13 protein-coding genes are annotated in these 13,252 nt (G+C 42.2%); all 13 read left to right on the top strand.

Annotated elements, in window-relative coordinates; genetic code table 11:
• The first annotated feature begins 41 nt into the window (after nt 1-41).
• The 13 genes from N4627_RS01005 (at nt 42) to glmU (ending at nt 13,223) form a co-directional block, all read left to right on the top strand.
• On the top strand, nt 42-992 hold the full coding sequence (locus tag N4627_RS01005) for a Ppx/GppA family phosphatase (RefSeq protein WP_260964834.1): 951 nt from the start codon (nt 42-44) through the stop codon (nt 990-992).
• Nucleotides 985-2,253 carry a hydroxymethylglutaryl-CoA reductase, degradative gene (locus N4627_RS01010; RefSeq protein WP_260964835.1) on the top strand — a complete coding sequence of 423 codons (1,269 nt, stop codon included), beginning with the start codon at nt 985-987 and terminating at the stop codon, nt 2,251-2,253. Before N4627_RS01005 ends, N4627_RS01010 begins: the two co-directional genes overlap by 8 nt.
• Complete coding sequence (locus tag N4627_RS01015) at nt 2,246-3,199, top strand: IpaB/EvcA family protein (protein ID WP_260964836.1); 954 nt, start codon at nt 2,246-2,248, stop codon at nt 3,197-3,199. Before N4627_RS01010 ends, N4627_RS01015 begins: the two co-directional genes overlap by 8 nt.
• A gap of 4 nt (nt 3,200-3,203) precedes the next feature.
• A complete protein-coding gene (locus N4627_RS01020) occupies nt 3,204-3,905 on the top strand; it encodes an NAD-dependent protein deacylase (protein ID WP_260964837.1) in 702 nt (233 codons plus the stop codon).
• A gap of 445 nt (nt 3,906-4,350) precedes the next feature.
• Entirely contained in the window at nt 4,351-5,199 is an 849-nt protein-coding gene (locus N4627_RS01025) for a DUF72 domain-containing protein (RefSeq protein ID WP_260964838.1), read from the top strand.
• A 77-nt stretch (nt 5,200-5,276) separates the two neighbouring features.
• Nucleotides 5,277-7,304, top strand: a complete 2,028-nt coding sequence (metG, locus tag N4627_RS01030; protein WP_260964839.1) for a methionine--tRNA ligase — start codon at nt 5,277-5,279, stop codon at nt 7,302-7,304.
• A gap of 12 nt (nt 7,305-7,316) precedes the next feature.
• Nucleotides 7,317-8,135, top strand: coding sequence for a TatD family hydrolase (locus N4627_RS01035; RefSeq protein WP_260964840.1), 819 nt, complete (start codon nt 7,317-7,319; stop codon nt 8,133-8,135).
• The gene (rnmV, locus tag N4627_RS01040; protein WP_260964841.1) at nt 8,122-8,682 is read left to right on the top strand and encodes a ribonuclease M5; all 561 of its coding nucleotides are present in this window, start codon (nt 8,122-8,124) and stop codon (nt 8,680-8,682) included. Before N4627_RS01035 ends, rnmV begins: the two co-directional genes overlap by 14 nt.
• Nucleotides 8,679-9,572: a 16S rRNA (adenine(1518)-N(6)/adenine(1519)-N(6))-dimethyltransferase RsmA gene (gene rsmA, locus N4627_RS01045; protein ID WP_260964842.1), complete on the top strand. Its 894-nt coding sequence runs from the start codon at nt 8,679-8,681 to the stop codon at nt 9,570-9,572. The genes rnmV and rsmA overlap by 4 nt, the downstream gene beginning before the upstream one ends.
• A gap of 86 nt (nt 9,573-9,658) precedes the next feature.
• Nucleotides 9,659-9,910, top strand: a complete 252-nt coding sequence (locus tag N4627_RS01050) for a Veg family protein (RefSeq protein WP_003717815.1) — start codon at nt 9,659-9,661, stop codon at nt 9,908-9,910.
• 135 nt (nt 9,911-10,045) lie between these two features.
• Nucleotides 10,046-10,897 carry a 4-(cytidine 5'-diphospho)-2-C-methyl-D-erythritol kinase gene (ispE, locus tag N4627_RS01055; protein ID WP_098044804.1) on the top strand — a complete coding sequence of 284 codons (852 nt, stop codon included), beginning with the start codon at nt 10,046-10,048 and terminating at the stop codon, nt 10,895-10,897.
• A gap of 118 nt (nt 10,898-11,015) precedes the next feature.
• Nucleotides 11,016-11,849, top strand: coding sequence for a pur operon repressor (gene purR, locus N4627_RS01060; protein WP_040531797.1), 834 nt, complete (start codon nt 11,016-11,018; stop codon nt 11,847-11,849).
• Between the two features lie 9 nt (nt 11,850-11,858).
• Nucleotides 11,859-13,223 carry a bifunctional UDP-N-acetylglucosamine diphosphorylase/glucosamine-1-phosphate N-acetyltransferase GlmU gene (gene glmU / locus N4627_RS01065; protein ID WP_098044803.1) on the top strand — a complete coding sequence of 455 codons (1,365 nt, stop codon included), beginning with the start codon at nt 11,859-11,861 and terminating at the stop codon, nt 13,221-13,223.
• Nucleotides 13,224-13,252: the final 29 nt, after the last annotated feature.

Here is a 13,252-nt window from a genome sequence, read left to right on the forward strand (position 1 = left end):
GCTTTTTTTCTAAACAAAATACAAGATTATCGGAGGTGAAAATGGTGGAAGAAAACCTCGCGATTGTTGATCTCGGCTCTAATTCGACTCGGATGGCGATTACTGAAATTGCTCCAGATGGTCGGTTCCGTGAAATTAAACGGGTGAAGGAAAATACTCGTCTTTCTGAAGGAATGGGTCGAGAGAAAATGCTTCAGAAAAATGCGATGGATCGAACAATTGCCGCATTGAAACGGTTCAAAAAAATTTATTCAACAGTACCAAATATTCAGGTACGAGCAATTTCAACTGCTGCTGTTCGGCAGGCACGGAATCGGCAAGAATTTCTTGATCGGGTTGAAAAGGAAGTTGGGATTCATCTGCAAGTCCTTTCGGGGAAGAAGGAAGCATATTACGATTATTTGGGTGTTATCCGGACACTCAAGCTCAACCACTGTTTGATTTTGGATGTTGGTGGAGCAAGCTGTGAATTGATTTTAGTTCAACAACGACGGGCTCGGGATCTAATTTCACTCCCGGTGGGTGCAGTTAATTTATCTGAGCAGTTTCACCTTGGTGGTTATGTACGCTCGGCTGATCTTTTCCGCGCGCAAGTTTCAATGAATGAAAGGCTAACGAAGATTCCATGGTTACGGTATGCTACGCGAGTGCCAATTGTTCTCTTAGGTGGTGCTAACCGGACTTTAGCTCGAATGACACGGGCATATCACCATCATGGTCGGCGACACAATTCTAATTCGATCCATGGCTATCAGTTATCGTCTCGGGTAGTCTTCGCGACATATCGAGAACTACTTAGCAAGAACCTTGCACAACGAAAGCGGATGCCTGGATTGGAACCTGAACGAGCCGATATCATTATCGGTGGAATGTTGCCATTGGTATCCCTCCTACAACGGAATAGCGATGGGCGCGTGATCTTTTCTGAAAGTGGTGTTCGGGAAGGAATCATTACTGAGTACGTTAACCAAAGGAAGAAAAATCATGAGTAATGAGCAATGGTCACATGGCTTTTATAAGCTTACGCCAGCACAACGGCGGCAAATTCTTGGCGAACAGTATCATTTGAACATTGCAGATCAGGAACTTCTCGAAAAAAATTCCAGTGCGTTAGGCAATGATTTAGTTGAAAACTACATTACGGACTATTCCTTACCTGAAGGCGTCGTTACGGGTTTGCTAGTGAATGGTAAGACATACACCTTACCAATGGTGGTTGAAGAACCATCAGTAATTGCGGCAGCAAATAATGGAGCTCAGCGAGTGGCCCGATCTGGTGGTTTTATCGCTGATCACCAACCACGAGCTTTAGTTGGACAAGTAGTTTTGGATCAAATAAAAGATCCGCAAAGAACAATTGAATGGTTGAAAGATCACCAAAATGATTTGCTTAAAATTGCAAATGACGCACACCCATCAATGCAAAAGCGGGGTGGCGGTGCCAAACAGCTCCGGATTCGGCAAGTAGGTCGGTTTATCAGTGTTGATCTATTGATTGATGTTTGTCAGGCAATGGGAGCCAACACAGTTAATACGATGGCCGAAGCAGTTGCCCATTATTTAAGTGAAAACGGCAATAATGTTGTTACTGCGATCTTGAGCAATTACGCAACGGAGAGTTTGCAGACAGTAAGTTGCCAGGTTAATTTTGCCCAACTTGCGACTAAGCAAATGAGTGGTGAAGTTGTTGCCCAGCGGATTGCGGATCTAAGTGAGTTAGCACAGGTGGATCCATACCGTGCAGCTACCCATAATAAAGGGATTATGAACGGGATCGATGCTGCCTTGATTGCTAGCGGTAACGATTGGCGCGCAATTGAAAGTGGTGCGAATGCCTATGCAAGTCGGGATGGCCAGTACCGTGGATTGAGCACGTGGCAGATTGTCGATGATCACCTTGAGGGGCAACTGACACTGCCAATGCCAGTTGGCGTTGTTGGTGGTTCGATTGGTTTAAAAAAATTAACCAAGCTGAATTATCAATTAAGTAGCATCAAAACAGCCCAAGAGTTAGCTGCCGTGATCACTAGTTTGGGGTTAGCACAAAACCTTGCTGCTATACGTGCATTAGCAACCACCGGTATTCAAGCCGGCCATATGAAACTACAGTACCGTTCGCTGGCAATTAGTGTCGGTGCCCAACAAAACGAAATTGATCAACTAGTAAAGAAATTGGGACAACAGCAACATGTTGATCAGAACGTTGCTAAAGAAATCTTAGCAACGATGCGAAAGGAGTCTACAAATGAGTGAAGAGCAAGAGATTAAGTTAAATGAAGCTAATAAGGAGCTCCTTGATGAGGTGAACAAGCTGTATCCAGAAGGGTCAGTGTTCGTTCAATTTAAAGGAGAAAAGTCAGGATATGTACGGCATGATCAAGCTACCCAACAAACAATTCCGGGTGCTTTGATCATCTTGGTAACTGATTTGACTGAACCAAACTACACGGCATCCCATGAATTGCTTCATTTATTAATGCTCTTACGTGGTTTCCCGCAAATCTTCTTCCAACTTTCATTAGGTGATAAGGAACTCGATGAGCAAATGATGATCATGGCAACGGATCTTTACAATATTGCAATTCACCGGGTAGTTGTCGCTGAACAACGGAAGCATGACTTGATTAATGATCAAATTGAAGAAGAATACCTTAAGGGGATTAATCATACTTTGACCCCTGAAAGTAAAGACGATGACGAACGGGCTTTACGGTTAATTACACTACTGGATGCCCTAGTTTTCTTCGGTGATCATTTACCAAAATATGAAGATCAACTTCAAGAAAAGTATCCGAATGCATTAGCAGCTGCTAAGAAGATTTACGCTGAAATCACCAAAAAGCCGATCAAAAATGCTTTCGACATGTGGCGTTCTATTACAAAGATTTTCAATTTGTATGATCAACAGATGGAAGCTTGGGGATTACCAGCCTTGAACAATGACCGGTTTACAACCCTTTCACCAGTATTGAGTGAACGTCAACTGCGGCTTGAAGTTCGTCAAGTCTTTGAGATCTTTAATTCTGGGATGAAAGACCGGAAGACTGGTAAACCAGCTTATGTTGGCTTGCGGCGGAATATCGGTCAAAATTCATTTACCACTGCTAAACATTCACCTGAAGAATTTAAGAAGATTTACGATCAACCAGTAAAGGAATTCTTGGAACAGAATCATATTCCATACATCATAAGGAAGTAATTTAATGGAACAAGCAGTACAACAATTATTTGATGATGCCCAACGGATTGTGTTTTTGACGGGTGCTGGAGTTTCAACTGCTTCAGGTATTCCAGATTTTCGGTCCGCTAATGGTTTGTACACGAAGGACCGGAACGCGGAATATTATTTGAGTCACCGTTATTTTGAGAGTGATCCTGAGGGGTTTTACAAGTTTTGTAAAGATAACCTGTACTTCCCCGACGCTAAACCAAATGTTATTCACCGGAAGCAGTCTGCTTTGACTCAACAGGATCGGGCAGTTGTAATTACACAAAACATCGATAATCTGTATGAGGAAGCAGGGACCAAACACTTGATTGACTTTCATGGTAACCTCTTTAATGTTTACTGTGAAAAGTGTCATGAAACGGTACCGGTTGAAGATTATCTGAAGAGTCGGATTCATCAAAAAGATGGTGGGTCTCTCCGCCCGGACATTGTTTTATACGATGAGGGAATTAACCAAGAGAATATTATTAATTCTGTTCAAGCGATGCAGCAAGCTGACTTGATTGTAATCGTTGGGACTTCAATGAAGGTTTACCCATTTGCTGGTTTGCTTGATTACCGGAACCCAGCAGTAAAAGTCTTGGCAGTTAACCAAGAAGCATTAAACTTGCCATGTGATTTTGAGATGATTCAAACTGACGCAAGCAAGTTCTTTGATGAATTAAAAGTAAACTAAACAAAAAAGAAGCTGCCGTGCGGAAAGCATCTAAAACTTATCGCAACTAGCAGCTTCTTTTTATAAAATATCAATAATTAATCGAAGTAGATCACTTTGCCAGCGACCTTAAATGGCATTCCCTGGTGACGTTTTTCGTTGCCACTCTTCTTTAGTGAAAAAACATTACGGATAGTCTTTGTAGTTAATGACATTTTGATCGCTCCTTTCATATTTTGGACACCTATCGTTTCCACCATCAAGATATCATGAATAATCTCAAAATGGAACAACTCTAAGAGACCGTCTCATTTGAATAATACGACTTTTTGCATATTCTGCGTGAAAAGAGGGCTGATCGTGCATAAAAGCTATTAAGACGGTCCTGAGAAGGCAGAATATATGAGTATAGATTTATTTTTGTAAAAATAAGAATTTGCTAAGAAACCGCGGGAGGAAGAAACTAATGAAGGTAACAATGGGGTTAACGACCTGGACTGAACACCCAGCGTTAATCAATAATGAACAACGTCCCGTAACGTTAAATGAATATGCACAGCACTTGCCAACTGTAGAGGTTGATACGTTCTTCTATGCCTTACCACAAATGTCAACAATCCAACATTGGCTTGCTCAAGTGCCGAGTGAATTTCAGTTTATAATCAAAGCACACCAGGGGATGACCCTCCACCAACGTAATCAAGAAAAGGGCGAGTTGGCCTTATTATTTCAAAAGTATCGGCGAACGATTGCACCATTGATTGCAGCAGGGCAGCTTAAAACAGTTTTATTTCAGTTTCCACCGTATTTTGATGCAGAGGTAAAGGATATCGAGTACTTAAAACTGGTACGAGACTGGATGGGGGATCTTCCCATCGCTATTGAATTGCGAAATAATACCTGGTATCGCCCAGGAGTAGTTGATTCATTGATGTCGTATTGTCAGGACCTTAAATTTACCTTAGTTGCTGCTGATGAGCCACATGACACAGTGACTTCGGTACCGTTTTTGCTGACAACGACTAATCCTGACTTAGCCTTAATACGGCTGCATGGTCGTAATCGCAAGGGATGGGATAATGCCGGTAAGGAGTGGCGGAAGACCCGAACTTTGTATCGGTACACTAAGGAAGAATTAGCTGAATTAAAGGAGAAAATTGCCCAACTTGAAGTGCAGCCTAAAGAACTCTGCGTTGTTTTTAATAATAATTCTGGCGGGGATGCTGCACCAAATGCTTTACAACTGCAAAAACTAATGGGGGTTCATTTTACAGGACTCGCGCCACGGGATCCCCAGCAATTAGATCTCTTTTGAGGTTGGAGTAGTTTGCGGATAATGCTATACTAAAGATTAATTAAAAATTAGGAATTAATAAGAAAGAGGGGCCTCATATGGCTGAACAAAAACCAACTTATTACATCACGACACCAATTTACTATCCATCTGGTAAGTTACATATTGGTAATACATATACAACCGTTGCCTGTGACGCTGAAGCACGTTACAAGCGTCTTACAGGCTATGATGTTTTTTATCTAACAGGAACCGATGAACACGGTTTAAAGATTGAACAAAAAGCTGAAAAACTTGGCATGCAACCACAAGAATACGTTGATAAGATGGCTGCTGGTATCAAGAAACTTTGGAAGACAATGGAAATCACCAATGATAAGTTTATCCGGACTACTGATGATTACCACGAAAAGGCAGTTCAAAAGATCTTCCAAAAGTTTATTGATCAAGGTGACATCTACAAGGGCAAGTACAAGGGCTGGTACTCAGTTGATGACGAAGAGTACTTCACCGAAAGTCAATTAGCCGAAGTTTATCGTGACGATAATGGTAAGGTTATTGGTGGTAAGGCGCCATCTGGCCATGAAGTTCAACTAGTTGAAGAAGAATCATACTTCTTTAAGATGAGTAAGTACGCTGACTGGTTGATGAACTACTACAAGGAACACCCTGATTTCATCGAACCACATACACGGGTTAATGAAATGGTTAATAACTTCTTGAAGCCTGGTCTGGAAGACTTAGCTGTTACCCGGACTTCCTTTAACTGGGGAGTTAAGGTACCAAACGATCCTAAGCACGTTGTATACGTTTGGATCGATGCTCTTTCCAACTATATTACTGCCCTTGGTTATGGTAGCGATGATGATAGTCTCTTCAAGAAGTACTGGCCAGCTGATGTTCACATGGTTGGTAAGGAAATTGTTCGTTTCCACACGATTTACTGGCCAATTATGCTTCACGCATTAGGTTTGCCACTTCCAAAGCATGTTATCGGTCACGGCTGGTTAACCATGAAGGATGGTAAGATGTCCAAGTCTAAGGGAAATGTTATTTACCCTGAAACCTTGGTTGACCGTTATGGCCTTGATGCTACTCGTTACTACCTCTTGAAGGCAATGCCATTTGGTAATGATGGGGTCTTCAGTCCAGAAGACTTTGTGGACAAGGTTAACTACGATCTTGCTAACGACTTGGGTAACTTGTTGAACCGGACCGTTGCGATGATTAACAAGTACCAAGATGGCAAGTTAGTTGCGAAGAATGATGCAACAACTGAATACGATGCTGACTTGGAAAAGACTGCAGACGAAGCAATTGCTGAATTCAAGGAAGAAATGGATAAGGTTCACTTTGCCGATGCTCTTTCTGCCGTTTGGAAGCTAGTTGCTCGTGCTAATAAGTACATTGATGAAACCGAACCATGGGTATTGGCAAAGGACGACAGTAAAAAGGCTGAATTGTCTGACGTAATGACTCACTTGGCCAAGAGTTTACGTGTTATTGCTGCTTTGATTCAACCAGTAATGACTCACGCACCAAAAGAAATTGTTGAACAATTAGGAATTCAAGGAACTAACCTTGATCTGACTGACTTACAATTTGATGACTTCCCAGAAACTGCACAAGTAGTGGCTAAGGGAACACCAATCTTCCCACGGCTTGATGTTAAGGAAGAAGTTAAGTTCATCAAGAGCCAAATGAGTGCAAACCAAAAGCAAAAAGGTCGTAAAGCAATGGAACAAGCAAAGAAAGAAGCGCAAAAGACAATGAACGAAGAAGAAACTACTGGCAAGAAGCAAATTCGGATTGATGTTTTTGACAAGGTCGAATTAAAGGTTGCCCAAATTACTTCAGCAGATCACGTTGAAGGTGCAGATAAGCTCCTTAAGTTCCACATGGATGATGGTACTGAAGAAGGCCGTCAAATCCTTTCTGGAATTGCTCAATGGTACCCAGATCCATCTGTTCTTGTAGGAAAGAAAGCTTTGATTGTTGCTAACTTGAAGCCACGGAAGATGCGTGGAGAAGTTAGTCAAGGAATGTTATTATCCGCAGAAAAGGATGGTAACGTTGAAGTAGTAACTGTTCCAGATTCACTTGTCCCAGGAATGGGCGTTGAATAATCGGCTTGTTCAATGAGTAAGCAACATAAAAATTGGCGTCAAGTTTACGATTCGCATACGCATCTAAACGATGACGCCTTTTATAATGATGTTCCAGCATTTGAAGCACGGGCTGCCCATTATGGAGTCACCCAAATGAATATTGTGGGGTCAAATACCGTTTTGAATGCACGGGCGATTAAGCTGGCCCATGAATACGATAATCTTCATGCGATTATCGGCTGGCACCCAGAAGATATTCGTTCATATACTGATCAGGCTGAGAAAAAACTAATTGAGCAACTGCAGGACCCCCTAGTTGTGGGAATTGGCGAAATTGGATTAGATTATTTTAATGATCAAAATTCACCGCATGATCGTCAGCAGGAAATTTTTGCCCGACAGTTAGAGATTGCCCGTCAATTAAAACTCCCAGTTTCAATCCATGTCCGGGACGCCCTTGAAGATGCTTATGCAATTCTCCGTAATTCTCATATTGATGAATTTGGCGGGGTAATGCATAGTTTTAATGGTTCGCCTGAAATGGCAGAAAAGTTCATGGGATTAGGGATGGCAATCTCGTTTAGCGGGGTTGTTAGTTTCAAAACAGCTGAAGAGGTTCACCAAGCTGCATTAGCGGTTCCGTTAGATCGGTTGATGGTTGAAACCGATGCTCCTTACCTAACACCAATTCCGTACCGGGGAAAAGAAAACGAGCCCGGCTTTACTAAGTTTGTGGTTGACGCAATTGCAAAGTTAAAGAATGTTGATGCGGAATTGGTCGCTTACAAAACTTTTCATAATGCTGAAAGATTATTTTTAACGAAGAGAGAGCCAAATGAAGAAGATTAAAGAAGTAATTGTCGTTGAAGGAAAGGACGATACGAAGCAAATCTTAAAAGCGGTCAATGCTGATACCTATGAGACTAACGGGTCGGCATTATCGGCGGTAGATATTGACCGGTTGAAAAAGCTTCAGAAAACACGAGGACTAATCGTGTTCACCGATCCTGACTTTAATGGCGAACGAATCCGTAAGATGATCAGCACTGCAATCCCAGGGGTTAAGCATGCCTTTATTCGTCGTGATCAGGGCGTCCCCGAATTTAAGGGAAGCCTTGGCGTTGAGCATGCAACACCAGAAGTAATTAGGGGTGCCTTAGAAAAGCTTTATACCCAGGGGGCATTGGAGGATGCCGAGATTACTAGCACTGATTTAAAAGCAGCTGGTTTAACCGGGAAGCAAAATTCTCGTTACCGGCGTGAGCGTCTTGGGCAGATACTTGGGATTGGCTACGGAAATGGTAAGCAGCTCTTAAAACGGTTGAATATGTTCCAAATTCGCCGACAAGATTTTGAAGATGCGGTTCATCAATTGGATCAGGAGGAAGCAAAATGAGTGAATTAACACAAATTGGTAGCCGGAAAACAACCCGTTCAATTCTGAACGAATATGGCCTTCATGCAAAGAAAGGGTTTGGTCAGAACTTCCTGACTGATCCGGCAATCCTTCAGCGAATTGTTGAGGCTGCTGAGGTTACAGACGCAGATAACGTGATTGAGATTGGACCCGGAATCGGGGCGTTGACTGAAAAACTGGCACAGGCTGCCGGACAGGTAGTTGCCGTTGAGATTGATCAAGATTTGATTCCCGTTTTAGAGAAAACATTGGCTGCTTACGACAATGTGACGGTAATTAATCAGGATATTTTAAGGGCCAATTTACCAGAGTTAATCCAGCAACAGTTTACCGACCCGACCAAACCAATTAAAGTGGTTGCCAACCTGCCGTATTACATTACTAGCCCAATCTTGATGAACCTGCTGGCTAGTCCGGTGGAGTGGTCATCAATTACGGTCATGATGCAAAAGGAAGTTGCCCAGCGTCTTACTGCTAAGCCAGGGACAAAACAGTATGGTGCTTTAACCCTAGCAATCGAATATCAGATGGATGCAGAGGTTGCCTTTAACGTCTCCCGCCATTCATTTATTCCAGCGCCAAACGTTGATTCCGCAATTGTGGTGCTTAAGCAGCGTCAGCAGCCATTGACAACTAAGCCCTTTGATAAGCAGAAATTAATGGGCTTTATTCGGGGATGCTTTGCTCACCGGCGAAAGAGTCTCTGGAATAACCTGCAAAGTGTAATTGGTAAAGATGCAAATATAAAAGCAAAAATGACAAAAGTTTTGGAAGAAAACGGGATCTCACCACAGCTTAGGCCAGAAAAGCTGACTTTAGCCCAATTTATCAACCTTTTGAATGCCCTTCACCAAGAAAAATTAATTTAAAATACGATTGAATTATTGCTAAACTTGTGATAAAATTTGACTTTTGTGCGGAATTAGCGTATAGTTCAGCCTGTGAGGTGAGATGTGTGGCTAAAAGTATTTTAGAGATTAAACAAGAACTTGAGGGTCGCGTTGGTCAACGAGTTCTGGTAACTGCTCAAGCAGGCCGGAAACGTGTTGCTAAGCATCATGGGGTACTTAGTAAAACCTATCCAGCAATCTTTGTCGTTCACGTTAATGAGGGACAAGGACAAATTAGCCGGATCAGTTACAGTTATACTGATCTCTTAACACAAAATATCTCGATTGATTTCGAAGATGAAGAAGCACAAGCATAAAATAGACGATGAAGAGTCGTGATGGGAGTCAGTGAGGACTTTTGTCACGGCTTTTTTTGATCTCCTAACTTCTTTCCTAGCTTTCTCTTTGCTATAATCTAAGTAACTATTTGACTAAACGGGGAGGTGTTCTGAATGCTGATCACTGAAAAAGCACCGGCAAAGCTTAACCTAAGCTTAGATTCACCGATGAGATACCTCGATGGGATGCCAAAATGGGATATGGTAATGGTTTCTGTTGATCTGGCTGACTATGTTACGATTGAAATTGCTGACCGACCGGGAAACGTTAAAGTATATACGGATAGTAGTTTTCTTCCCAACGACCAACGAAATCTTGCATTTCAGGCTGCCAATATTTTGCGTAATCGGTTCCACCATCGGGAAGCATTAACAATTAATATTAGGAAACATATTCCGGTTGCTGCGGGACTAGGCGGTGGTTCTTCTGATGCTGCCGCGGTATTGCGCATTTTGAATTCAGCCTGGAAACTGGGCCTTTCGTTGGAAGAATTAGCACGGTTGTCACTTTCAATTGATTCAGATGTTCCGTATTGCGTATATGGCAAGCTGGCTCACGTAACTGAACATGGTGAAAAAATTGAATTACTACCCCCACAACCTCATTACTGGGCGGTAATTGCCAAGCAGCAGATTAGTGTATCAACCCCACAGATATTGCGGCAAATTGATTATACGCAGATTGACCACCTAGATAATTCGCTGTTACTCCAAGGCTTACGGAATGGCGATTGGCAGACAGCAACTAAGTATATGGGAAACGTTCTGGAACCACTAACAATGCGTTATTATCCGGAAATCAAACGATTGAAGGATAAGATGCTTGCTTTAGGAGCGGATGTTGCGCAGATGAGCGGGACGGGACCATCGGTTTTTGCAATTTGCCATACCGAATCGCGAGCACGACGAGTTCAAAATGGAATCCGGGGCTTTTGTCGGAACGTTAATATTGTTACTTTACTATAAATTACTAGCTGGGCTTTTCTAATACTGAAGAAAAGTCCAGTTATTTTAATAAACATTAAGCAAAAGACGAACATTTATGTTAAAATCAAAGGCAATTAATACTTTTGGAGGATTAGATATGAAGGTTAGACGTAGTAACCGCCTTGTCGATATGACAAGATATTTGATGGAACACCCCCGTTCTCTCGTTTCACTCAAATTTTTTGGGGAACGGTATGATTCTGCTAAGTCTTCAATTAGCGAAGATCTTAGTATTATTCGGCATACTTTTCACTCTTGGGGAATGGGACGGCTAGAAACAATCCCTGGAGCAAGTGGTGGTGCTGTATTAACGCCATTCTATTCAAAAGAAAATGCGGAAAAAGCAATTGCTGACCTTGTTGATGCTGTGAGTGATGATACCCGGCTGTTACCTGGAGATTATGTTTACCTTTCAGACTTAATTGGCCGGCCAGATATTTTACGGCGTGTTGGTCGGTTAATTGCCACCCAATACGTTGATCAAGACGTCGATGTTATTATGACGGTTGAAACCAAGGGAATTCCGATTGCGCAAAGTGCTGCAATGTACTTGAATAAGCCATTTGTAATTGTGCGGAATAGCTCTCATATTACTGAAGGGCCAACCGTGAGTGTTAACTATGTTTCTGGTTCTGTAAAACGGATTAAGAAGATGGAACTATCACGGCGGACACTTTCTGCAGGGGCTAACGTGGTTGTTGTTGATGACTTTATGAAGGGTGGGGGAACCCTGAACGGAATGAAGTCACTGATTAAGGAATTCGATGCTAACTTGGTCGGGATGACTGTCTTGGCTGAAGGTGAAGTAACCGGTAAACGATTAGTAGATAACTGTACGTCTTTGATTAAGGTCAATGCAGTGGACGATGAGAAAAAGACGATCCAAGCTGGACCGGGAAGCTTTATTAAAGATGTCTTTGAGAAGGAGTAAAGTAATAAAATGAAGCGGAATGCGATTATTTTAGCAGCCGGTAAGGGAACCCGGATGCGGTCAAAGTTATATAAGGTCTTACATAAGGTATGCGGAAAGACAATGGTAGAACATGTTGTTGGTCAACTTGAAAAAGCTGATATTGAAAATATTATTACCATTGTTGGTTTCGGTGCCGAAAAGGTCGAAGAGGTTGTTGGTGACCGGACTAAGTTTGCCTTACAAAATGAACAGTTGGGGACTGGACACGCAGTAATGCAAGCAAAGGATCTTTTAGCGGACGAAGATGGTGAAACCATTGTTGTCAGTGGCGATACACCTTTGTTTACTGCTGATACTTTTAAGAAGTTATTTGAGTACCATGAACAACGCCATGCTGCTGCAACGATCCTTACATCTGTGGCACCTGACCCAACAGGCTATGGTCGAATTGTTCGCAATGATGTGGGAATTGTTGAACGAATTGTGGAACAAAAGGATGCTACGCCAGAAGAACAAGCAATCCATGAAATTAATACCGGTGTTTACTGCTTTGACAACAAGAAACTCTTTGCTGCCTTAAAGAACATCAATAATGATAATGCTCAGGGTGAATACTACCTTACTGATGTAATTGAAATCTTGAAGAATGAACAAGAGATCGTTACTGCATACAAGATGTCAGATTTCGATGAATCAATGGGGGTTAATGATCGGGTTGCTCTTGCTCGTGCTAATAAGATTATGCGCAAGCGGATTAACACTAAGCTGATGGAATCTGGGGTTACAATGCTGGATCCAAAAACTACTTACATTGATGACGGTGTCCAAATTGGTCAGGATACGGTTATTGAAGGTGGAGTTGTTATTAAGGGCAAGACTACCATTGGTAATGGATGCTACATTAGCGCTCATTCACGGATTGAAGATTCTACCATTCACGATGGGGTAACCATTACTTCATCAACCCTTCAAGAAGCCGAAATGCATGATGGCAGTGATATTGGACCTAATAGTCACCTTCGACCAGCTGCTGAAATTGGCAAGAATGTTCACATTGGTAATTTCTGTGAAGTTAAGAAGGCCTTTATCGGTGAAGGAACTAAGGTTGGTCACTTAACCTACATTGGAAATGCCACCCTTGGTAAGAATATCAATGTTGGCTGTGGTGTTGTCTTTGTTAATTATGATGGTAAGAACAAGCACCATACTAATGTTGGCGACCACGCCTTCATTGGTAGCAACAGTAATTTGGTTGCGCCAGTTAATTTGGCTGCTAATGCATTTGTTGCAGCTGGCTCCACAATTACGGACAATGTTGAAGAATACGATATGGCAATTGCTCGGGCACGTCAGGTTAACAAGGAAAATTACGCTAAGAAATTGCCTTGGTAAGCTTTCTGCTCTTGCTTTTTGTGTGGCAA

Source organism: Limosilactobacillus vaginalis (genome assembly GCF_025311515.1).
GTDB lineage: Bacteria > Bacillota > Bacilli > Lactobacillales > Lactobacillaceae > Limosilactobacillus > Limosilactobacillus vaginalis.